Origin of the sequence: Naasia aerilata (assembly GCF_030296595.1) — a bacterium.
Lineage (GTDB): Bacteria > Actinomycetota > Actinomycetes > Actinomycetales > Microbacteriaceae > Naasia > Naasia aerilata.
Map to the genome: position 1 here is coordinate 352,865 of NZ_AP027731.1, position 20,469 is coordinate 373,333.

General features: G+C 71.6%; 21 protein-coding genes and 2 pseudogenes. 13 read left to right on the forward strand and 10 right to left on the reverse strand.

What is annotated here, in order from left to right:
• The first annotated feature begins 10 nt into the window (after nt 1-10).
• Genes QUE51_RS01905 through QUE51_RS01920 form a run of 4 tightly spaced genes read left to right on the forward strand, consistent with a single transcriptional unit; the run spans nt 11 to nt 2,003 of the window.
• A complete protein-coding gene (locus QUE51_RS01905; RefSeq protein ID WP_286277945.1) occupies nt 11-169 on the forward strand; it encodes a hypothetical protein in 159 nt (52 codons plus the stop codon).
• A gap of 26 nt (nt 170-195) precedes the next feature.
• Nucleotides 196-879: a ThuA domain-containing protein gene (locus QUE51_RS01910; RefSeq protein ID WP_286277946.1), complete on the forward strand. Its 684-nt coding sequence runs from the start codon at nt 196-198 to the stop codon at nt 877-879.
• Nucleotides 880-882: 3 nt separating this feature from the next.
• Nucleotides 883-1,212 (forward strand): FAD-dependent monooxygenase, encoded by a 330-nt coding sequence (locus tag QUE51_RS01915; protein WP_286277947.1) that lies wholly within the window; start codon nt 883-885, stop codon nt 1,210-1,212.
• Nucleotides 1,185-2,003, forward strand: a complete 819-nt coding sequence (locus tag QUE51_RS01920) for an FAD-dependent monooxygenase (RefSeq protein WP_350226702.1) — start codon at nt 1,185-1,187, stop codon at nt 2,001-2,003. The genes QUE51_RS01915 and QUE51_RS01920 overlap by 28 nt, the downstream gene beginning before the upstream one ends.
• Before the next feature lie 36 nt (nt 2,004-2,039).
• Here QUE51_RS01920 and QUE51_RS01925 read toward each other — a convergent pair whose 3' ends face one another.
• Both QUE51_RS01925 and QUE51_RS01930 read right to left on the reverse strand, forming a co-directional pair.
• The gene (locus tag QUE51_RS01925) at nt 2,040-2,351 is read right to left on the reverse strand and encodes a DUF1905 domain-containing protein (protein ID WP_286277949.1); all 312 of its coding nucleotides are present in this window, start codon (nt 2,349-2,351) and stop codon (nt 2,040-2,042) included.
• A 278-nt stretch (nt 2,352-2,629) separates the two neighbouring features.
• Nucleotides 2,630-3,415, reverse strand: coding sequence for a helix-turn-helix transcriptional regulator (locus tag QUE51_RS01930; RefSeq protein ID WP_286277950.1), 786 nt, complete (start codon nt 3,413-3,415; stop codon nt 2,630-2,632).
• 108 nt (nt 3,416-3,523) lie between these two features.
• Between QUE51_RS01930 and QUE51_RS01935 the strand changes: the two genes are divergently transcribed.
• The 5 genes from QUE51_RS01935 (at nt 3,524) to QUE51_RS01955 (ending at nt 7,613) form a co-directional block, all read left to right on the forward strand.
• Nucleotides 3,524-4,774, forward strand: coding sequence for an NAD(P)/FAD-dependent oxidoreductase (locus tag QUE51_RS01935; RefSeq protein ID WP_286277951.1), 1,251 nt, complete (start codon nt 3,524-3,526; stop codon nt 4,772-4,774).
• 25 nt (nt 4,775-4,799) lie between these two features.
• The gene (tal, locus tag QUE51_RS01940) at nt 4,800-5,939 is read left to right on the forward strand and encodes a transaldolase (RefSeq protein ID WP_286277952.1); all 1,140 of its coding nucleotides are present in this window, start codon (nt 4,800-4,802) and stop codon (nt 5,937-5,939) included.
• Nucleotides 5,940-6,022: 83 nt separating this feature from the next.
• Nucleotides 6,023-6,613 (forward strand): sulfite oxidase-like oxidoreductase, encoded by a 591-nt coding sequence (locus QUE51_RS01945; protein ID WP_286277953.1) that lies wholly within the window; start codon nt 6,023-6,025, stop codon nt 6,611-6,613.
• 29 nt (nt 6,614-6,642) lie between these two features.
• Nucleotides 6,643-7,332, forward strand: coding sequence for a ferredoxin reductase (locus tag QUE51_RS01950; RefSeq protein ID WP_286277954.1), 690 nt, complete (start codon nt 6,643-6,645; stop codon nt 7,330-7,332).
• Nucleotides 7,332-7,613, forward strand: coding sequence for a DUF6510 family protein (locus tag QUE51_RS01955; protein ID WP_286277955.1), 282 nt, complete (start codon nt 7,332-7,334; stop codon nt 7,611-7,613). The genes QUE51_RS01950 and QUE51_RS01955 overlap by 1 nt, the downstream gene beginning before the upstream one ends.
• Before the next feature lie 24 nt (nt 7,614-7,637).
• Here QUE51_RS01955 and rlmN read toward each other — a convergent pair whose 3' ends face one another.
• Nucleotides 7,638-8,843: a dual-specificity RNA methyltransferase RlmN gene (gene rlmN, locus QUE51_RS01960; RefSeq protein WP_286277956.1), complete on the reverse strand. Its 1,206-nt coding sequence runs from the start codon at nt 8,841-8,843 to the stop codon at nt 7,638-7,640.
• A 51-nt stretch (nt 8,844-8,894) separates the two neighbouring features.
• Here rlmN and QUE51_RS01965 point away from each other — a divergent pair, with 51 nt between their 5' ends.
• Nucleotides 8,895-10,253 (forward strand): carboxylesterase family protein, encoded by a 1,359-nt coding sequence (locus tag QUE51_RS01965; RefSeq protein ID WP_286277957.1) that lies wholly within the window; start codon nt 8,895-8,897, stop codon nt 10,251-10,253.
• Nucleotides 10,254-10,285: 32 nt separating this feature from the next.
• Here QUE51_RS01965 and QUE51_RS01970 read toward each other — a convergent pair whose 3' ends face one another.
• The 4 genes and pseudogenes from QUE51_RS01970 to QUE51_RS01985 form a co-directional block, all read right to left on the reverse strand.
• A complete protein-coding gene (locus tag QUE51_RS01970; RefSeq protein WP_286277958.1) occupies nt 10,286-10,966 on the reverse strand; it encodes a GNAT family N-acetyltransferase in 681 nt (226 codons plus the stop codon).
• 51 nt (nt 10,967-11,017) lie between these two features.
• Nucleotides 11,018-12,562: an FAD-dependent oxidoreductase gene (locus tag QUE51_RS01975; protein WP_286277959.1), complete on the reverse strand. Its 1,545-nt coding sequence runs from the start codon at nt 12,560-12,562 to the stop codon at nt 11,018-11,020.
• Nucleotides 12,529-12,714: a hypothetical protein gene (locus QUE51_RS01980; RefSeq protein WP_286277960.1), complete on the reverse strand. Its 186-nt coding sequence runs from the start codon at nt 12,712-12,714 to the stop codon at nt 12,529-12,531. The genes QUE51_RS01975 and QUE51_RS01980 overlap by 34 nt, the downstream gene beginning before the upstream one ends.
• A 67-nt stretch (nt 12,715-12,781) precedes the next feature.
• Nucleotides 12,782-14,201, reverse strand: a pseudogene (locus QUE51_RS01985) (LLM class flavin-dependent oxidoreductase).
• 122 nt (nt 14,202-14,323) lie between these two features.
• Here QUE51_RS01985 and msuE point away from each other — a divergent pair.
• From msuE to QUE51_RS02000, 3 genes are read left to right on the forward strand one after another with little or no spacing between them, the layout of a single operon-like run.
• Nucleotides 14,324-14,902, forward strand: a complete 579-nt coding sequence (msuE, locus tag QUE51_RS01990) for an FMN reductase (protein ID WP_286277961.1) — start codon at nt 14,324-14,326, stop codon at nt 14,900-14,902.
• A gap of 5 nt (nt 14,903-14,907) precedes the next feature.
• Complete coding sequence (locus tag QUE51_RS01995; protein ID WP_286279220.1) at nt 14,908-16,203, forward strand: O-acetylhomoserine aminocarboxypropyltransferase/cysteine synthase family protein; 1,296 nt, start codon at nt 14,908-14,910, stop codon at nt 16,201-16,203.
• Nucleotides 16,200-16,778, forward strand: a complete 579-nt coding sequence (locus QUE51_RS02000; RefSeq protein WP_286277962.1) for a CoA-binding protein — start codon at nt 16,200-16,202, stop codon at nt 16,776-16,778. The genes QUE51_RS01995 and QUE51_RS02000 overlap by 4 nt, the downstream gene beginning before the upstream one ends.
• A gap of 16 nt (nt 16,779-16,794) precedes the next feature.
• On the opposite strand, the pseudogene QUE51_RS17735 reads toward QUE51_RS02000, so the two are convergent.
• The 3 genes and pseudogenes from QUE51_RS17735 to QUE51_RS02015 form a co-directional block, all read right to left on the reverse strand.
• Nucleotides 16,795-18,256, reverse strand: a pseudogene (locus tag QUE51_RS17735) (HNH endonuclease signature motif containing protein).
• A gap of 161 nt (nt 18,257-18,417) precedes the next feature.
• Nucleotides 18,418-18,972: a cyclodeaminase/cyclohydrolase family protein gene (locus QUE51_RS02010; RefSeq protein ID WP_286277964.1), complete on the reverse strand. Its 555-nt coding sequence runs from the start codon at nt 18,970-18,972 to the stop codon at nt 18,418-18,420.
• Between the two features lie 9 nt (nt 18,973-18,981).
• Nucleotides 18,982-20,304, reverse strand: a complete 1,323-nt coding sequence (locus tag QUE51_RS02015) for an FUSC family protein (protein ID WP_286277965.1) — start codon at nt 20,302-20,304, stop codon at nt 18,982-18,984.
• Between the last annotated feature and the right edge of the window lie 165 nt (nt 20,305-20,469).

Genomic DNA, 20,469 nt, shown 5'->3' on the forward strand with positions numbered 1-20,469 from the left:
GGACACCGCCATGCCCGAGCTGCTCAACGCCCTCATCCTGTCGGGTCACATGACCCGCGAGCACGACAACGAGTTCCGGAGCTTCCGGGCGCACAACCAGTGGCTGACGACTCTCCTGGAGGACACCGGCCGGTTCCGTGTCCGGGTCACCGAGGACCCCGGGGGCTGACCTCGGACATCATCGACAAGTACGACGTGATCATCGTCGTCTTCGAGGGCCGGGACGGCTACCACGAGAAGGCGGTCGGCTTCGGCCCCGAGACAGATGACGCCCTGCTGAGCTTCGTCCACGACAAGGGCAAGGGCATGGTCTGGTTCCATGGCTCGGCCGCGCAAGAGGACGACTGGGGCTACCCCGAGGAGTACAACGTGATGCGCGGGGCCAAGCTCAGCGTTCCGACCGGACTGCGCCCTCGGCCCTGGGGCGAGGCCCTGCTGCACACCGCCGAACCCCGTCATCCCATCACCGAAGGCATCAGCAAGACCTGGACCGTCACGGGCGACGACATCCTCACCGGGGTGGAGCTGCACGAGGGAACCGAGGTTCTGCTCACCGTCTTCGACGACCTGGAGTCGTACGAGAACGCTCCGCGCTGGCCGATGTCGCACTACCCGGTCGCCATCCCGCCCGAGGGCCTGGCCGCGCTGCCGGGCATAAACACGCACCAGCCGCTCGCCTGGATCAACGAGTACGGCGCCGGGCGCTGCTTCACCATCACCATCGGTCACGACATCGACACGTTCCGGCGCATCGAGTTCATCTCGATGTTCCCCCGGGGCGTGGAGTGGGCGGCGACCGGCGCTCTCACCCTGCAGGGACCGGATCGGCGGGGCGAGCGCCGCTTCCTGCCCTGGCCCTACTACAACCGAGAGGGCTGAGGCATGGCCGGCAGGGTGCTCATCGTCGGCAGCGGACCGGCCGGTCTCGCGAGCGCCATCGCACTCACCCATGCGGGACTGCAGTGCGAGATCGTGGAGGTCTCCCCGCCGAGTCGCCCGGCCGGGATCGGCATCGCCCTCCAGAGCGCGCCGCTCCGCGCAGCCAAGCGCTTGGGCATCTTCAAGCAGCTGCTCGAGGTCGGTCGGCCCCATCACGTCATCGACATGTGCCGGCCGGATGGCACGATCGTCGCGACCGTGCCCCAGCTCAATGTGAACGAGCCCGACGACCCCCGTTCCTCGGGATGGCGCGCGAGAGTCTGCACGAGGTGATGATCGAGGAGGTCACCCGGCTGGGCATCGACATCCGCTACGAGACGACGGTCTCCCGGCTCGAGGCGGACGAGCACGGCGTCGACGTGGAGTACACGGACGGCCGAACGGACCGCGCCGACTTCGTCCTCGGTGCCGATGGCGTGCACTCGAGCCTGCGCTCCTCGGTGCTGCCCGACGCCCCGGAGCCGGCCTACGCCGGACAGTCCATCTGGCGCGCCGAGGCGGTCAGCCCGCCCGGCCTCGAGCACTACACGATGATGCTGGGCGGTCCGATCCGCCTCGGCCTGGTGCCTCTCCCGGACGGCCGGCTCTACCTCTGGATGCTCGACACCACGCTCGGACCCGAACGGCCGGCTTCCGACGATCTTCTCGGGCTCTTCCTCGAACGGGCTGCACGGTTCGGGGGCTTCGCCCCCGCGGTCATCGACGACGTCAGCGCCGCCGGGCGGGTCGACTTCCGCGCCCTCCAGTGGCTTCTCGTCCCACCCCCGTGGCACAGCGGCCGAGCCCTGCTCCTCGGGGATGCCGTCCACACGACGACCCCGCACATCGCCTTCGGCGCCGGCCTCGCGCTGGAGGACGCCGTCGTCCTCGGAGAGCTCGCGCAGGCCGGTCTGCCCTTCGAAGACCTGGCGACCCGATTCGCGTCGCGACGCTGGGAGCGGGCCCGGCTCGTCGTGGAGACCTCGCTGCAGCTCTCGCGCTGGGAGCAGGAGCCCGGCCCGCCCAATCCCGAGGCCGGGCGCCTGACGGGCGCGACGCTCGCGGCCCTGTCGGCCCCGATCTGACGGGCGCCTCTCCCCGCTCGCGCCGGGGCATCGGGCTCAGCCGACGAGCACCTCGAGCGAGACGGCGACCTCGTCGCCCACCTCGACCCCGTTCGCCTCCCGCACCGCCCGCTTGACCGGCAGCACGTAGCCCCCACCCGTGCCGCCAGGGAAGACCGAGGTCCGCCAGGTCATCGTGCCGATCCGCACCCGCACCGGCACCGACCCGAAGCCGCGCGTGAGCCCGTCGGCGAACTCGGCGATCTCCGCCGACGCGCGATCGGGCAGCGACACGAACGTCCAGAGGTCCCGCCGCACCTCCCACGGCCAGAGGGCCGCGGTGAACTCGTACTGCAGATCGGCCGCCACGACGACACGGTAACGCTTTCGGCGTCTCCTGGCGGGGCGCGCGGCCACTGTCGGCAGCCGGGTGTACGACAGTCCCGTGTAGGGACGGAGCGGAGCGACAGGAGCGATCATGAACGGGCTCGACGAGATGACGACACCGGTGCTGCAGGACTGGTGGGAGCACTACGTGTGTCCGGAATGCATGTCGACCACCCGGGAATCGGCGCACCGCTGCGCCAACCCGTGGCACTCCGTCGCCGCGGTGACCTACGAGTGCGCGGGCTCCGCCGTCTCGCCGCTCAGCATCCCCGTCGCGGAGCTGGAAGGCGCCGGGCTGGCCGGCGCAGCGGACCTGCCCAAGTACGGCCGGGTCTGGAAGTCGGCGCCCGCTCGCGAGCGCCGCTCGCCGGTCGACAGCTACGTCTGAGGCGCGCCGGCTCGTGCGGCGCCGTGCGTGATCCGCGCACAGCAGGGGAGCCCACCGGCACCGCATCGACCGACGCGGCGACCCCTGAGCCCTCGACCACTCCCTGCAGCAGAGCGCCGTTCAGCAGGCAGACCACATCGCGGTGCGACCGGGAGAGCCGGTGGAACGGGCAGTTGGCGAGGACGAATCCGTCCTCGTCGCGCACCGGCTCATAGCCGTTGTCTTGGAGAGCCTGCTCCACGCCGCCGGCGGCCTGTCCCATAGCCCGCCCCCGAGCCGTGGCAGTCGCGCGCAGCTCGGCCGCGAGCTGCGGCGCGCGCTCCACCGCATCCTCGACGGCCCCCGCCAGCAGGTCCCCCATCAGGTCGTAGCGCCGCGGCGGAATCGAGATCGCGACGTCGGGCGCTGCCGCGGAGTAGAAGGCGGCCGGTCGGCCCGACCCCGGCCCCGACCGCTCCCCCGTCTTGCGCATGCTCACGACGAGCACGCCGTCGCGCGCCATGCGCGCCAGGTGCGCTGCCACGGTGCTCTTCGGCAGGCCGAGCGCGTCGGCCGCGTCGCCTCTGCTCACCGGATCCGGGGAGGAGGCGAGGATCAGCCGGTACAGCGCCCGGCGCACCGGATCTGCCAGGACCGACTCCGCTGCGAGCTCGTCCACGCGACCCTCCCCCGTGCCCTTGACAGTGGCACCCTGTGCTTCTAACTTCAGGTTATCAAGTTTTAGAAGGCGACGCATCCGCCGCCCCGCTCGAAGGGGAGTCCGATCATGGACAGCACAGGAATCGTTATCGTGGGCGCGGGACTCTGCGGCGCCACGGCCGCGCGGACGCTGCGCGAGGAAGGCTACACAGGGCCACTCACCCTCATCGGCGAGGAGGCCCACCCGCCCTATCTCCGGCCGCCGCTCTCGAAGGCGTTCCTGGCCGGCACGGACGACGAGTCCTCCCTGCAGGTGGCGTCCGGAGAGGACTACCGCCGCCTCGACATCGAGCTCATGCTCGGGCAGGCGGCGCGCTCGATCGACACCGAGGAGCAGCGTGTCCATCTGGCCGACGGGCGGTCGGTGGCCTACGCCGACCTGCTGCTCAGCACGGGCGCGTCGCCGCGCCGGCTTGCGCTCCCGGGAGCCAACCTCGAAGGCGTCCTCTACCTGCGGACGCTCGACGACGCGCGTGCGATGCGCAACATCCTGCAGCGGCCGCTCCAGGGCCGCCCGCCCCGGCTGATCATCCTCGGCGCGGGCTGGATCGGCATGGAGGTCGCCGCGACCGCCCGGGGCCACGGCAGCGAGGTCACCGTGGTCGCACCAGACGACGTCCCGCTCGCCGCCGCGCTCGGGCCCCGGATCGGCGCCGTCTTCGCGCGGCGGCATGAGGCCGAAGGGGTCCGATTCCGCATGGCGTCCTCGGCGCGAGAGATCCTGGGACTCGGCGGCCGCGTCACGGGCGTCCGGCTCGGCAGCGGGGAGGTGCTTCCCGCCGATGCGGTCCTCATCGCCGTCGGGGCGGTTCCGAACACCGCGCTCGCTGCGGCCGCGGGGCTGGAGACCGACAACGGGATCCTCGTCGACCAGTTCCTGCGCACCACGGATCCGCACATCTATGCCGCGGGAGACGTCGCCCTCGTCTACGACCCCTACCTCGGCCGCCACCAGCGGAGCGAGCACTGGGCAAACGCCATCGCCGGAGGCGAGGCCGCCGCGAGGTCGATCCTCGGTCCGGGCGCCGGCCTGGAGGCCGTCCCGTACTTCTACACGGACCAGTACGACCTCGGCATGGAGTACGCCGGCTACTCCTCGCTCGCCGCCGAGGCACGGCTGGTCCTCCGCGGCGAACCCGAATCGGGGCGCTTCGTCGCCTTCTGGGTGCTCCCCGAGGGCGACGACGCGGGCGTCGTGGTCGCCGGGATGCACGTGAACGTGTGGAAGGCCAAGAAGGAGATCCAGGCCCTCATCGCCTCCCGCCGCCCTGTCCTGCTCGACGAGCTCACTCGGGGCCAGGTCGCGGTCGCGTCCTGAGCCAGGATCGCGGAAGGACAGCACCATGGATCGACGACTGGAAGCCCTTCGGATCGCGGGGGTGTCGGTGTGGCTCGACGACCTCAGCCGGGAGCGCCTCGCCTCGGGCAGCCTCGCGCGACTCGTCCGGGTGGACGGCGTCTCGGGGGTCACGACGAACCCCAGCATCTTCGCGAAGGCCCTCGCGGAGAGCTCCGTCTACGACGACGAGCTGCGGCGGCTCGCAGCCGACGGGGCGGACGCCGCGGATGCGATCCGGACGATGACGGCATCGGATGTGCGGGACGCGTGCGACGTGCTGCGTCCCGTCAGCGACGCGACCGACGGGATCGACGGCAGGGTCTCGATCGAGGTCGACCCCCGCAGCGCCCATGACGCCGACGCCATGCGCGCCGAAGCGCGGACCCTGTGGAAGCTGATCGACCGGCCCAATTTGTACATCAAGATCCCGGGCACCCGTGCGGGCCTCCCCGCGATCTCGGCACTGCTGGCCGAGGGCATCAGCGTCAACGTCACGCTGATCTTCTCGCTCGCCCGCTACGGCGAGGTGCAGGAGGCGTTCCTCGCCGGTATGGAGGCGGCGGCAGCAGTGGGCCGGCCGCTCGCGTCCTTGTCCTCGGTCGCCTCGTTCTTCGTCTCCCGCGTCGACACGGAGATCGACGCACGGCTGGACCGCATCGGCACGCCGGGCGCCCTCGCGCTCCGCGGGCGCGCAGCGATCGCCAACGCCCGCCTCGCCTACCGCATGCACGAGCAGCTGCTCGCCTCACCGCGCTGGGCCGCGCTGCGCGATGCCGGCGCCCTCCCGCAACGGCTGCTGTGGGCCTCGACCTCGGTGAAGGACCCGGCCTACCCGGACACCCGCTATGTCGTCGACCTCGTGGCGCCCGGCGTGGTGAACACCATGCCCGAGGCCACCTTGCGAGCCGTCGCCGACCACGGGGAGGTGCCGGCCGACTCCATCCGCGGCACCTACGCGGACGCCGAACGGGTGCTCGAAGCGCTGGGGCAGACCGGCGTCGACTACGACGACGTCGTGGCGACCCTTGAACGCCAGGGGCTCGCGACGTTCGAGGAGGCGTGGACGGGGCTCTCCGAGCGGATCGAGCGGCGCATGGCGGCGGCCGTCGCCGGGGCCCCGGCCGGGGACACCGTCGCGCGCTGAGCCGTCCGCTCCTCCGGGACGCCCGGCTCTCGCGCCGCCACCCGTTTCTCGCTAGCCTGCGGCGAAAGGACGAGGGGTGTGCCATGTCGGTCTTCTCACGTGGGTTCGGTCTGCGCAGGCGCGAGTCGGATCCGAGCCTGCCGCCGGGTCAGTACCTGACCGAGGACTTCCCGGTCCTGTCCGCTGGGCCCACCCAGTTCGTCGACACGGACGATTGGAGGTTCTTCCTGCAGACCGAGAAAGGCCGCACGGAGTGGAGCTGGGCCGAGGCGATGGCCCTGCCCATCGAGGAGGTGGCCACCGACATCCACTGCGTCACGCGCTGGTCGAAGCTCGGCACCTCCTGGCGCGGCATCTCCCTCGACAGCATCTTCGCCGGAGTCGACACCGAGTACCGGTACGTGATGGCGCACTCCTATGGCGGGTACACCACCAACGTGCCGCTGGACGATCTGCTGGGCGGCAAGGCCTGGCTGGCCTTCGAGTTCGACGGCGAGCCGCTCGAGCCGGTGCACGGCGGTCCGATGCGGCTGCTCGTGCCGCACCTCTACTTCTGGAAGAGTGCGAAGTGGGTCCGCGGACTGCAGATGCAACAGAACGACGACCCCGGCTTCTGGGAGCAGAACGGCTACCACCTCCGGGGCGATCCCTGGAAGGAACAGCGCTATTGGTAGGAGCCTCGCTCTGGCTGACCGGAACGGTGGTGAGCGCGGAATCCGCGACGCCGAGCGGCCGGATCCTGATGGTGGACGTGCCGGGGTGGCCGGGCAACCTCGCGGGGCAGCATCTGGACCTGCGGCTCACCGCCGAGGACGGCTACCAGGCGGTGCGGTCCTACTCGATCGCGTCGGTGGGATCGGCGACGACCATCGAGCTCGCTGTCGACGAGCTGCCGGACGGGGAGGTGTCGCCCTACCTGGTGCGCGACGTGCAGCCCGGTGACCAGCTCGAGGTGCGCGGACCGCTGGGCGGCTACTTCGTCTGGCGGGAGACCCAGCCCGAGCCGGTGCAGCTGATCGCCGGCGGCTCCGGCGTCGTCCCACTCATGGCCATGTCGCGCGCCCACCATCGGACGGGCAGCACCGCGCCGTTCCGCCTCCTCTACTCCGTGCGGACGCCGGAGAACGCCTACTTCACCGATGAGCTCGCCGGCTTCGAGAGCGACTCGTTCCGCCTCGACTGGGTCTACACCCGATCTGCGCCCGAGGGCTGGCCGGCAGCACCGGGCCGCCTGATGCGCGACACCCTCGAGGCCGCCGCCATCCCGGCGGAGCAGCAGCCCACGGTCTACGTGTGCGGGCCGACGGGCTTCGTGGAGGCGGCGTCGCGACTGCTCCTCGACCTCGGCCACGAGGAGGCCCGGGTCAGAACCGAACGATTCGGAGGGTACTGATGGCGCGACTCACGGACGGATCCGAGTTCGTGCGGGTCGACGGCAACGCGATCGCCGGTCCGCTCAGCGAGCTCCTCAGCGCGGACATGACCATGGCGGTCGTGACCTGCGCGCCCTGCGGCTCGGGCTCGGTCCTCGCGACCGCCGTGGTGGAGCTCGACCCTGCGGGCTTCATCGTCCTCTGCCCGTCGTGCCGGCACACCCTCTTCACGGTGGTGAAGACGGGCAACCGCATGACGCTCGACGTCCAGGGCATGACGGACCTCAGCGTCACCGTCTGAGCGGACGCGGCGAAAGCCGCCGCCTCAGTCGTCCGCGGCGGCGAGCTGCCCGCAGGCCCCGTCGATCTCCTTGCCGCGCGTGTCGCGGAGGGTGGTCGGGATGCCCGCGGCGTTGAGGCGGCGCACGAACTCGTCCTGCACCTCGGGCTCCGAGGCGGTCCAGATCGAGCCCGGGGTCGGGTTCAGCGGGATCGGGTTGACGTGCACCCAGCCGTGCCCGCGCGCGAGCAGCTTCTGCGCGAGGAGGTCCGCACGCCAGCCGTGGTCGTTCATGTCCTTGATGAGCGCGTACTCGATGGACACCCGGCGCCCGGTCTTCTCGAAGTAGGCCCGGGCGGCATCGAGCGCCTCGTCGACCTTCCACTTCGAGTTGACGGGGATGAGCTCGTCGCGGAGCTCGTCGTCCGGCGCGTGCAGCGACAGCGCGAACGTGACGGGCACGCTCTCGTCGGCCAGCTTGTGGATGGCGGGGACGAGCCCGACCGTCGACACGGTGATGTGCCGCGCGCTCATGCCGAGACCCTCGGGCTGCGGCGCGACCATGGTGCGGACCGCGTGCATCAGCCGGTTGTAGTTGGCGAGCGGCTCCCCCATGCCCATGAAGACGATGTTGCTGACCCGCTCCGGAGTGGTCTCGTCCTTGCGCTTGCCGCGGAGCTCCCCCTGGGCCAGAGCCCGGTTGGCCCGCACGACCTGGTCGAGGATCTCGGCCGCCGACAGGTTCCGGGTGAGGCCCGCCTGGCCGGTCGCGCAGAACGGGCAGTTCATGCCGCAGCCGGCCTGGGACGACACGCAGAGCGTGATCCGGCCCGGGTACCGCATGAGCACCGACTCCACGAGCGCACCGTCGTGCAGCTTCCAGAGGAACTTGATCGTGTCGCCCTTGTCCGTCGTGAGACGGCGCAGCTCGGTCATCAGCGGCGGCAGGAGCCCGGCGACCAGCTCGTGGCGGGTGTCCGCCGGAAGGTCTGTCATGTCGGCCGGGTCGCTCGTGTAGTGCGTGAAGTAGTGGGTCGCGAGCTGGCGTGCACGGAATGCCGGGAAGCCGAGCTCGACGAGCCGCGCCTTCCGCTCCTCGACGGTGAGGTCGGCGAGGTGCGCGGGCGGCTTGCCGCGCTTGGGGGATGCGAACTGCAGGAGCGGACGTCCGCTGCCGTCCAGCTTCTGCGACCAGCCCTCCGTGGTGGGGCGCACCTGCGGGCGCGCGACAGGAAGGGTCTCGGGAGGCATGCCCTCCAGGGTACGCGCCCCGGCTCGGGAGCCGCCCAGGAGCGGTGTGGGATGCTCGCGACGACGATGTCTCCCGCACCAGACTCCAGAGCCGAGTTCGCCGCGTCCACCGGGCGCTACGTCGGGTGGCGGGACGGCGATGTCGTCCGCGTGCAAGGCATCCGCTATGCCACAGCGGAGCGGTTCCGGCTGCCGGTGCCCGTCCCGGCGAGCGCCGACACCATCCCGGCCTGGACGCCCTCCCCCGCGTGCCCGCAGCCGCTGGCGCCGTCCGACCTGCTCATGGAGGGTCTCGCCGCCGAGGTGGCGTACGACGAGGACTGCCTGCGGCTGTCGATCACGCGACCGGCAGACGTGCCGGCCAGAGAGCAGCTGCCCGTAATCGTCTGGATCCACGGCGGCTCCTACGTCTCCGGCGGCGGCGATCTGCCCGTCTACGACGCGGCTGCGCTCGTGCGGGAGCAGTCGGTGCTCGTCGTGACGGTGACCTACCGGCTCGGCGTCCTGGGCTTCCTCGGCGGGGCGGACCGGCCGGCGAACCTCGGGCTCCTCGATCAGCTCGAGGCGCTGCGCTGGATCGCTGAGAACATCGCGGCGTTCGGCGGGGATCCGAAGCGGGTCACCGTCGCCGGCGAGTCCTCGGGCGCCGACTCCATCGCGCACCTCCTCCTCAGCCCGGCCGCATCCGGCCTCTTCGCGCGCGTGATCCTGCAGAGCGCGCCGCTCGGCCTGCGCTCGGGGCGCGGCAGGATGAGCCGCGCGATGGCGAGGGCGGCGGGGGCGATGGATGCGACCACACCTCTCCGACTGCTCGAGAGCGCGCAGGCCCGGGCGGAGCGCTCCGCACTCCGATTCGGCTTCCGCGGGGGCATGCCGTTCGGCCCGCAGTACGGCGCGGCTCCGCTTCCTGCCGAGGGCGACGCGGAGGCCGCCTGGCGGCGGGCCGCTCCCGGACTCGACGCCCTCATCGGCTGGACGGCGGAGGAGACCTCGCTGTTCGCGACCGTGTCCCCGGCGCTCCGCCGCCTGTTCCGGCTGCCGGGCGTCCGCCGCCTCCGGCCGCTCACCGTCCGGCTGACGACGGACCGCGTGTACCGGCGGGACGGGCGCCGCTTCGCGACGCTCCTCGCGGAGGCGGGTGCGCGCGTCACCGAGTACGAGCTGGACTGGCAGCCGACCGGGAGTCCGATGGGCGCGGCGCACACGGTGGACCTGCCCCTGCTGTTCCCGGCGCAGCGCTGGGTGGGTGCGGTGAGCGTCGGCACCGCCGACCTGCGGGATTTGGTCGCACACGGCACCGAGCTGCGCCGCGTCTGGGCGGAGTTCGCCCGCACGGGGTCGGTGCCGGCCCTCTCACCGCCCACCTCGGACGGCGCGCCGAGGCTCGCCCTGCGGCGGCTCCGGCGCTGACCCGCTGCCGCTCGCGCTGCCGACGTGCCTCCTCAGCGTGCGACAAGGACCGCCCGAGCCCGTGCCGGGCCCTCGCCCGGCAGCCGGATGCCGAACTCGCGACGCAGGCGCGGGCCGGCTCGAGCCCAGTCGACGGCGGTGAGCAGCAGGGTCGCGTGGCTTTCGGTGACCGCGGCGGGCGAGAAGCCGAGGCGCTGCGCGAGCGCGATGGAGCGGGCGTTGCTCGGGTGGGAGACGGCGAACACCCACTGCGCCGCCAGCAGCTCGAACGCCAGCGTCAGCATCGCGGCGGACGCCTCGGTCGCGTAGCCGCGCCCCGCGACGCGCTCGTCGAAGAGCCAGCCGATCTCTGCAGCGCGCGACTCCGCGTGGGTGCTCCGAAGATGGAGCGACACGTCGCCGACGAGCCGGCCGTCCCGTTCCACCGCCAGCGCGAGGAAGTCGTCTGCCTGCCTCAGTCGCGTGTGCCGCGTCCGGTGCCGGAGGTGCCCGCGGCTGCGCCGCCGATCCCGCAGCGGCCAGCCCAGGTATCGCCGCGCGGTGCGCTGGTTCTCCAGCTCCCACCACACCCGTGCGTCCTCCATGCGGTGCGGCCGGAGGACCAGCCGGTTGGTCCGGATCACGGGCGCCACCACCGGATGCGCGATGGAGGGACCGCGCAGGAAGCGCGGGCGGCGCGGCGGGAAGAGGCCGCGGAGGCGCCGGGGGTCCATGGTTCGAGCATCCGCGGCCTGTCTGTGGGGACTCTATGGACGCGCCCCCGTTCACGACCTCTGGGACGGTGTGCCGACCGCAGGAGACGGCTCGAGTGCGAGGTACTGGTGGACGAACGCCACCGCCATGCCGCCTTCGCCGACCCCTGCGGCGACGCGCTTCACCGAGCCCGACCGGACATCGCCGATCGCGAAGACCCCGGCGGAGCTCGTCTCGAGAGCGAAAGGCCGGCGCTCCGGCGTCCAGTGCGGAGCGACCGCGGCATCCTGCCCCGTCAGCACGAATCCGTGCGAGTCGCGGGCGATGGACGGCGGCAGCCAGCTGGTGACGGCGTCCGCTCCGATCATCACGAACAGGACGTCGCAGTCCCGCCTCGTGGTCTCGCCAGAGGCCTTGTCGAGGACGTCGATCGTCTCGAGACCCGTGTCGCCCCCGAGGTCGACGACTTCGCTCCGCGTCTCCACCCGGATGCGGTCGTTGGCCGCGATCTGGTCGATGAGGTAGCGCGACATGCTCGCCTCGAGGGAGGCGCCACGCACGATCATGGTGACCGATGCGGCGTGCCGCGAAAAGAACAGGGCCGCCTGCCCTGCGGAGTTGCCCGCCCCGATGATCGAGAGGCGGCTCCCCTGGGCGATGGAGGCGTCGCTGCGCGCGGCGCCGTAGTAGACCCCGTTGCCGAGGAACCCTGCGATGCCCGGAATCGGCAGGGTGCGCCACTCGACACCCGTCGCGAGGAGCACCACGGGCGCGCGGAGCACGTCTCCGCCGTCCAGCACGATGGCCTTCAGGTCGGGCCGCCGCCCGCCTGCGTGCGACCCTCCGAGGCCGGCCTCCTCGTGCCGCAGCTCTGCCACCGTCCGGGTGACCACGACCTCCGCGCCCAGACGCTTCGCCTGCTTGAGCGCACGGCTCGCGAGGTCGTCGCCGGAGATGCCGAACGGGAACCCGGTGTAGTTCTCGATCCGGGACGAGGTGCCCGCCTGCCCGCCGGGCGCGAGGGACTCGAGCAGGACGGTGCGCAGTCCCTCGGCGGCGGCATTCACGGCCGCGGTCAGCCCGGCGGGACCGCCGCCGATGATGATCACGTCGTAGTCGGTCCGATCCGGCTCGACGTGCAGCCCGACCGCCGTGGCCACCTCGCGCATCGGCGGGGCCTCGAGTCGCCGGTCGCCGGACACCTCGAGCACCGGGTAGGCGCTGCCGGGCGCCGCCTCGTCGAGCGTCATCCGGTCGAAGGCGACATGGTTGCGCGCCAGGAAGCCCGCCAGCTCGTGCGTGGCGCGGTGCTGACGCGGACCCACCAGCCGGATCGGATGCTCGGGCTGCTCGGCGGCCAGCTCCTGGAGGGAGTCGAGGTAGCGCCGCGCGAGCCCCGCGACGCGGGTCGGCACGGCGGGCGCGAGGGCCGCCAGCGTGTAGTAGACGGTCACGTCGAGCTTGATGACACGTGCGTCCCCGACCGCCCGGCCGCTCGCGGGGAAGGGCGCGCTCAGCGTCATCGGCACCTCGCCGAAGAACTGGCCCGGCTTGCGGACACCGATCACGCGCTCCTCGCCGTTCACCACCTTCGTGATCTCCGCGCGCCCCTCCACGACGACGAACAGCGCGCGCTCGTCCCCCTCGTGGGCGAAGTACTCCCCGGCATCAGCCGGATGTCCTCGACGCTCCGGACGAGGTAGTCGAGCGCCTCCTCGGGCAGCGCGGCGAAGACCCGCATGCCGCGAAGATCGTCAGCGGTGATCACGCGCCCGACCGTAGCGACGCGACCGCTCGACCGTCAACGACGGCCGAGCGGTCTCGATCCGGGGGCGTCAGACGGCGGCGGGGACCTGCGACTCCGCGCTCTCGGCGTCCAGCGTGCTCACCGCTCCCACCCGGAACTGCGCCCCGTGGTGCTCGTCCGGCAGGCGGTCGCCGCGGCCGTGCAGCTTGTTGCGCAGCGTCCCCTCCTCGTACGCCTCGGGGTACGCGCCGCGCTTGCGCAGCTCGGGGATCACGAACTCGACGATGTCCTCAAAGGTGCCCGGCGTGATGACGTAGGCGAGGTTGAAGCCGTCGACGTCGGTGTCCTCCACCCACTCCTGCAGCGTGTCGGCGATCTTCGCGCCGGATCCGACGATGAACGGGCCGAGGCCGCCGATCGCGCCGTGCCGTGCGATGTCGCGGACGGTGAACTCCTTGCCGTGCCGCGCGGATTCCTCGAAGCCGGCGATGACCGACTGGATGGCGTTGCTCTTCACGTTCCCGACCGGCTCGTCGAGGTCGTACTGGGACAGGTCGATGCCCATCCAGCCCGACATGAAGACCAGCGCGCCTTCCTCGCTCGCGTAGGAGAGGTAGTCCTCGTACTTGGCCTGCGCCTTCTCCTCGGTCTCGTCGGTGATGATCGTGAGCAGCGTGTAGATCTTGGCCGAGTAGCGATCGCGGCCGGCGAGCTCGAGCGCGTCGCGGATGCGCTTCACCGTTCCCTTGAGCACCTCCTTGGTGGGGGCCGCGACGAAGATCGCCTCCGCGTTGCCGGCGGCGAAGGCGACCCCACGGGGGAGGCGCCTGCCTGGTAGATGACCGGCGTCCGCTGCGGCGAGGGCTCCGAGATGTGGATGCCGGGCACGGTGAAGTGCTTGCCCTTGTGGCCGATCTCGTGGACCTTCGCGGGATCGGTGAAGACCCCGACTCGGCGTCGCGGATCACCGCGTCGTCCTCCCACGAGCCCTCCCACAGCTTGTAGAGGACCTCGAGGTACTCGTCGGCGTGGTCGTAGCGGTCGTCGTGCTCGAGCTGGTCGTCGTGACCCATGTTGCGGGCCGCGGACGGGAGGTAGCCGGTGACGACGTTCCAGCCGATCCGGCCCTTCGTCAGGTGATCCAGCGTGGAGATGCGACGGGCGAACGGGTAGGGGTGCTCGTAGGCGGTTCCCGCCGTGACGCCGAAGCCGAGGTGCTCGGTGACGAGCGCCATCGCGGACACGAGGAGCAGCGGATCGCCGACCGGCACCTGGGCGCCGTGGCGGATCGCGGCTTCGTTGCTCCCGCCGTAGACGTCGTACGTGCCGAGCACATCGGCGATGAAGATGCCGTCGAAGGTCCCGCGCTCGAGGAGCTTGGCGAGCTCCGTCCAGTAGCTGAGGTCCTTGTAGCGGGCCGACTGGTCCTGGGGGTGACGCCAGAGGCCGGACGTCTGGTGGGCGACGCAGTTCATGTCGAAGGCGTTGAAGCGAATCTGTCTGGGCATGGCCGACAGACTGGTCGGCAGTCGGCGCCTGCGTCACCCCCGCCGGAAACGGGGCGTCACACAGTGACGCTGTCTTACGCGCCCGGATGACGCACCGGGAAGGACCGGCTTAGCGTCGCAGGATGCTCCCCTCCACGGAACGACCCCTGCGGGTGGTCGGCGTCTCCGGCAGCCTCACGGCGCCCTCGAAGACGACCGCCCTGGTCCGCGCGATCCTCGACCAGGTCGCCGCCACGAGAGAGGTGGACACCACCCTCGTCGAGCTGAACCGGGTCGGTCCGCACCTCGGGGGCGCGATTCGGCGCTCCGAGCTGCCCGACGTGGCCGAGCAGGAGCTGTCGCGCATCGAGTCCGCCGACCTGCTGGTCGTGGCGAGCCCCGTCTATCGCGCCACGTTCACCGGACTGTTCAAGCACCTCTTCGACTTCGTCGACCAGTACGCCCTCGTGGATACGCCGGTGCTTCTGGCGGCCACGGGCGGCAGCGACCGGCACGCGCTCATCATCGAGCACCAGCTGCGCCCGCTGTTCGGCTTCTTCCAGGCGGTGACCCTGCCGGTCGGCGTCTACGCGAGCGACTCCGACTTCACGGACTACCGGGTCAGCAGCGACCGGCTGCGGGAGCGCATCGAGCTGGCCGTCGCGCGCGCCGAGCCCTTCCTCGGCCGGGAGCTCGCCGCGCCTCGACCGGCGTGGTGGTGACCGCCGTGCCCGACCGCGAGTACGGCTTCCGCACGCGTGCCATCCACGCGGGCAACATCCCCGATCCCGTGACCGGCGCACGCGCGCTGCCGATCTACCAGTCCTCCGCCTTCGTCTTCGACGACACCGCGGATGCCGCTGCCCGCTTCGCGCTGCAGAAGTACGGCAACATCTACAGCCGCCTGGCGAATCCCACGGTCGCGAGCTTCGAGGAGCGCATCGCGTCGCTGGAGGGCGGCCTGGGAGCAGTCGCGACCGCAAGCGGGCTGTCCGCGCAGTACATCACCTTCGCGTCGCTCGCCGGCGCCGGCGACCACATCGTCGCGAGCGCCTCCCTGTACGGCGGTTCCGTCACCCAGCTCGACGTGACCCTCCGGCGCTTCGGCGTCGACACGACGTTCGTGCACGGCAGCGAGCCCGCCGACTACGCCGCCGCGATCCGCGACGAGACAAAGCTGCTCTTCGTCGAGATCGTCGCCAACCCGTCGGGCGAGGTCGCGGACCTGGAGGGGCTGGCCGAGGTGGCCCACGCGGCCGGCATCCCGCTCATCGTCGACTCCACCATTGCTACCCCCTACCTCAACCGGCCGCTCGAGTGGGGCGCCGATGTGGTCATCCACTCGGCGACCAAGTTCCTGGGCGGCTCCGGCACCACGCTCGGCGGCGTCGTGGTCGAGAGCGGGCGCTTCCCGTGGGAGAGCGGGCGCTTCCCCCTCTTCGACGAGCCGGTCCCGCACTACGGCGGCCTCAACTGGCACGGCAACTTCGGCGAGTACGCCTTCCTGACCCGGCTTCGCGCGGAGCAGCTGCGGGACATCGGCCCCGCGCTCTCCCCGCACTCCGCGTTCCTCCTGGCCCAGGGCGTCGAGACGCTGCCGTTCCGGCTGCAGGCGCACGTCGACAACGCGCGCACCGTAGCCGAGTCGCTGGCCGCGGACCCGCGGATCGAGTACGTGAACTGGGCGGGGCTCCCCGACCACCCCCACCACGAGCGGGCGGCCAAGTACCTTCCGAAGGGCCCGGGGTCGGTGTTCAGCTTCGGCGTGAAGGGCGGCCGGGATGCCGGTCGGGCGTTCATCGAGAACCTGGATCTCGCCAGCCACGTCGCGAACATCGGCGACGCCAAGACCCTCGTCATCCACCCGGCTTCGACGACGCACGCCCAGCTCAGCGAGCGGCAGCTGACGGAGGCAGGAGTGCAGCCGGGGCTGGTGCGCATCAGCGTGGGGATCGAAGATGTGGAGGACATCCTCTACGACATCGACCAGGCGCTGGACGCGGCAGGGAAGGCGGGCGCATGACGATCTCAGGAACGGCCAGCGACACGGTGACGCTCGCCAACGGCCTGACCTGCGAGCTGCCGGCGAGCTCGCCGCTCGCGAAGCTGCTGAAGTCCCAGCGCACCTGGGTGGGGCCGTCGGCGAAGGAGCGCCTCGGCATCCTCCGCCGCGCGAAGTCGGTGGCGATCATCGGCGCCTCGCCGAATCCGACGCGCTCCAGCTACTTCGTGGGCACGTACCTCCTGCAGTCGAGCGACTACCGCGTCTACTTCGTGAACCCCAACGCGGACGAGATCCTCGGCGAGAAGGCGTACCCGGACCTGGCCTCGCTGCCGGAGGTGCCCGACATCGTGGATGTGTTCCGCAAGGCGAGCGACATCCCGTCGGTCATCGACGAGGCGCTCGCCGTCGGGGCGAAGACGGTGTGGGTCCAGCTGGGGATCTGGAACGAGGAGGCGGCCCGGTACGGCGAGGAGAAGGGCCTCACCGTGGTCATGGACCGCTGCATCAAGATCGAGCACGCCCGCTTCCACGGCGGCCTGCACCTGCTCGGCTTCGACACGGGGCAGATCACGTCGCGCAAGACGCTGCGCTGAGCTGCCGCCGTCCCGATCACGGCGGCAGATCGGGCGGCGCCGTCGCGCGCTGCTGACCGCTTTCCCGTGCACGGGCGGTCGGCGGGTCGGGTGGGGCGATGGCGCGCTGCTGGCAGCGTCGTGGGGTGCGGGTGGGGTCGATGTGCGCCGGCGGGATCAGGTAGGGACCGTCATTGAACTCGAGGTCCCAGCCGTCGAGGTCGAATCTCTGGTGGTGGTACTCGCAGAGCAGGATCCCGTTGCCGATGTTGGTGCTCTTGCTGTCGCGCCAGGCCCGGATGTGCGCCGACTGGCACTGGTTCGGCGGGACCGGGCAGCACCCCCAGACGCAGCCGCCGTCCCGGAGTGCCATCGCGTAGCGCTGCGCCTCGGTGAACAGCCGCTTCGTGGACCCCATGTCCAGCGGCACCGACTTGCCGTCCATGATCACCGGGATGATGCCCGCCTCGGCGGCGAGCCGCCGGGCAGCGCCGGCGCTGATCGGCTCGTCCACCCCGAGGATCGTGGCGGTGCCGATCCCGGACGTGATCGCCTCGTGATCGGCGGTCATCAGCAGGGTCACCGCGGTCCCGGACACATCCCCGGGTTGGCTCGCATCGCGGCGAAGAAGATCCCCGCGAGCGCGTCGTGCAACCGCTCGCCCGAGTCCGGGTGTCCGCCAGCGCCGGATCCGCGTCCGGCGCCTCCCCCTCGACCTCGCCTGCCTCGGCGCCACCATCCGCTGAAGCGGCGCGGCGCGGGTTCGTCAGCGGTGTGGTCGCGGCCTGGGCGATGCCGTGATGCAGGGCGTCGGTGTCCCAGATGTACCGGTACCGCCCCTCCCCGCGACGGATCACTCGCGCCGTGTTCAGGACCCTCGCGTCCTCCTCACGGGCCAGCACCCCGTCCGGGTTCACCTGATCCACCATTCGCCGACACAGCCGCCGCAGACCAGCCACCCCGACGATCGGAGCTTCGCCGACCAGGAATCGCTCCCGCGACTCCAGCTGCACGGGATCGAGGCGAAGCGCCATCTCGGCGAGCGCGTCGAGGATCAGCCGCGCCGACTCCACGCACAGCTCTCCGCGGTCCAGGGCGGCAGACACGGTCGGCCGCAAGGAGGGCAGAGGGTCGCCGCCGAGCGTCCGTCGAGGCGCCAGCTCCAAGCCGACTCGGCACCAGCCCGCGGCCTCCTGCATCGGCGCGCCAGTCGTCGCAGCGACCACGGCCGCCGCCGACCTCTCGCCCAGCTGCTTGGCCAACGGATCCTGCACTCCGCGCGCCGATCGCTCGGCGACAACTCCGGAGAACGCCGCCATGGTTGCGCCGAACACGTTGTAAACGGTCCCGAGCTCGCGAACGATGGCCAGCACCTCGGAGTCGGGGAGCCCGTCGGCGATCTCCGCGAGCGAGGCCTCAGTGCCCACCCAGTTCAGCTCCGCGACCCTCTGCGCGAGCGCTGCGGTGAGCGTCGCAAGGGTGTCGATCGGGCTTCCCATGCCAGCATTCTCGCCCCAGCCACCGACACCGCCGACACTGAGAAGACCTGATCAGACGCCCTGTTGAGAACTCTTGGAATCTCCGTCTGTGGAGGGAGACAGGCGCTCCCACACCTCGGCGACGATCGCGTCCAGCTCCCCCGCTGTGGCGTCCAGCGCCTTCACCGCGTCCCGCAGATCGTCGCGCCCGGCGGCGTCGTCCCCTGCGATGCGGAGGTCCGCCAAGATGTTGAGCCCGGCCGCGCGGGCGCCCCGGCCAAGGCAGCGGACGCCGTTCCCACATCGGAGAGCAGGAACTCCCCCGCCTCTCCCGCGAGCTGGCGCAGCACGGGCACGAGCCGCTCGACGAACTTCCCGAGCTCGACGGACGACTCGGCCGCGCGAAGGCCGGCAGCCCGCTTCGCCGCCTCTCGCTCCTCCGGGCCGACCTGGTACGCCGCGGCGAAGCCCGAGGAGGCGGCCGTGTCCTCATCGGCGAGGGCGGGCGCGGAGGTCCGCATCGCCGCGGCGAACGCGGCCGTCGCCTTGGCCGAGTCGACCACGTCCGCCGACTTGGCCGAGGTGCGGTAGGCGGCCACCATCTCGGCGAGCGCCGCCGCCATCCCCGCCATGACGGCGCCCGCCGCCCCGCCACCGGGATTGGCCCCGGTGCGCGCGAGCGACGTCAGCCACTCGGAGATGGACTCGCTGCCGGTCTCAGCTGTGCCGTCGGTCATCGCCTCAGGCTAGGCCTCGTCCCGATCGGTCTCGCGGGCTAGCGAACGCTGCCGCCGTGTGCGAGCACCGGGCGCGATGACCGGCAGCCAGTTGGTGCGGAGAGCGGCGATGCCGCTGCGGGTGAGCCAGGGTTCGGCGCTCCGCTCGGTGTTCTCGAGGTCCAGCTGCGCAACGACCTGGTCGAGGGCGGCCAGCACGGAGCCCTGCAGCATCCAGAGCTCGGTCTGCTCGCGCGGGTCCACCTCGAGCAGCATGAGCTCGGTCAGGACGGCGCGGGTCTCGCTGACGATCTCGAGCGTGCGGGCGAGCGCCTCGTCGGCGCGATCGGAGGCTCCGCGCCCGTACTCGGCGTCGATGAGGTCGCCGAACGCGCGCAGTCCGCCGGCCACGTCGTCGAGCACGACCGCGAAGGCCCTGCGCAGCTCGGCGCCCGCGGTGTTCGGCGCCTCGTCGGTGCCCGCCGACTCGCGGGCAATGGCGGCGAGCAGGGCACGCTCGGCCGTGAGCGCCCGGTCGAGCCTGTTCACGGCGGAGCGGAGGCCCGGATAGACGAGCGCGGTCGCGAGCGCGCGCGGGTTCAGGCGTCGGCTCTGCCGCACCGCCTCCACCGCGGAGGAGGCCTGCGTGATCTCGTCGCGGATGTACTCCGACCAGTCGAGCCACGCCTTCACCTCCTCGGGATGCGGCGGCCGGTCGCCCAGAGTGAGGGCCACCTCGTCCATGAGAGCCGCCTGGGACCGGGTGATCCGGCGCACTGCCTCGCTCGCCTGCGCGTTCGGGATCGCGACCGGCACCAGCAGGCTGAACGCGATGCCGACCACCGTCCCGATGAGCGTGTTCGCGATGCGCACCTCGGCCGCGACACCGGGGGCGGCGGACACGGCGAGGATCAGCATCGCGCTGATCGGCGCCTCCAGCGTCTGGTCGCCGAGCCGCAGGATCATGGCGACGAGGAGCGACGCGGCGATGACGAGTGCGAGCGTCCACCAGGACAGTCCGAGGGACGCCGAGATGCCGACCGCCACCAGGACTCCGGTGAGCACCGCGCCGACCCGCACCACGCCCATGAGGAGCGTGCCGACCGTGGAGGCCTGCACGACGAGGAGGGCGGTCAGCGGCGCGGTCAGGTCGAGGATGCCCGGAAACAGGGCGTCTGCGACGAGGTAGGAGACGACGGCCGCGACCGTGAGCCGCGCGATCTGGATCAGGGCCGGGCGGAGCCGCCCCGGCACCTCGGACCAGGAGCTCGGCAACTCGGGCCAGAGCCACCACAGGAGCTGACGCCCGTTCAGCCGCCTGCGGCCCGCGCGCCCCTCCCGTCGCATGCTCATGTGCACGATTGTGGTGCACCGAGGCAGGCGAGGGTGGGGCAACGCGGACCCGCGCGCCGCGGGAACCGCGGGTGAAACCGCCTTCCCGCGGATGTTGCTACACCAGCGGTATGGCGGTTCCACCCGCGGAACGCACGGGCGCGGGCGAAGCGGGCGCGGCTCCTC

Excerpts from the sequence above, each read along its gene's own strand:
- QUE51_RS01905 (WP_286277945.1), top strand. The coding sequence starts at position 11 with ATGCCCGAGCTGCTCAACGCCCTCATCCTGTCGGGTCACATGACCCGC.
- QUE51_RS01915 (WP_286277947.1), top strand. The coding sequence starts at position 883 with ATGGCCGGCAGGGTGCTCATCGTCGGCAGCGGACCGGCCGGTCTCGCG.
- QUE51_RS01920 (WP_350226702.1), top strand. The coding sequence starts at position 1,185 with ATGGCGCGCGAGAGTCTGCACGAGGTGATGATCGAGGAGGTCACCCGG.
- QUE51_RS01935 (WP_286277951.1), top strand. The coding sequence starts at position 3,524 with ATGGACAGCACAGGAATCGTTATCGTGGGCGCGGGACTCTGCGGCGCC.
- tal (WP_286277952.1), top strand. The coding sequence starts at position 4,800 with ATGGATCGACGACTGGAAGCCCTTCGGATCGCGGGGGTGTCGGTGTGG.
- QUE51_RS01945 (WP_286277953.1), top strand. The coding sequence starts at position 6,023 with ATGTCGGTCTTCTCACGTGGGTTCGGTCTGCGCAGGCGCGAGTCGGAT.
- QUE51_RS01955 (WP_286277955.1), top strand. The coding sequence starts at position 7,332 with ATGGCGCGACTCACGGACGGATCCGAGTTCGTGCGGGTCGACGGCAAC.
- rlmN (WP_286277956.1), bottom strand. The coding sequence starts at position 8,843 with ATGCCTCCCGAGACCCTTCCTGTCGCGCGCCCGCAGGTGCGCCCCACC.
- QUE51_RS01965 (WP_286277957.1), top strand. The coding sequence starts at position 8,895 with ATGCTCGCGACGACGATGTCTCCCGCACCAGACTCCAGAGCCGAGTTC.
- QUE51_RS01970 (WP_286277958.1), bottom strand. The coding sequence starts at position 10,966 with ATGGACCCCCGGCGCCTCCGCGGCCTCTTCCCGCCGCGCCGCCCGCGC.
- msuE (WP_286277961.1), top strand. The coding sequence starts at position 14,324 with ATGCTCCCCTCCACGGAACGACCCCTGCGGGTGGTCGGCGTCTCCGGC.
- QUE51_RS02000 (WP_286277962.1), top strand. The coding sequence starts at position 16,200 with ATGACGATCTCAGGAACGGCCAGCGACACGGTGACGCTCGCCAACGGC.
- QUE51_RS02010 (WP_286277964.1), bottom strand. The coding sequence starts at position 18,972 with ATGACCGACGGCACAGCTGAGACCGGCAGCGAGTCCATCTCCGAGTGG.
- QUE51_RS02015 (WP_286277965.1), bottom strand. The coding sequence starts at position 20,304 with ATGAGCATGCGACGGGAGGGGCGCGCGGGCCGCAGGCGGCTGAACGGG.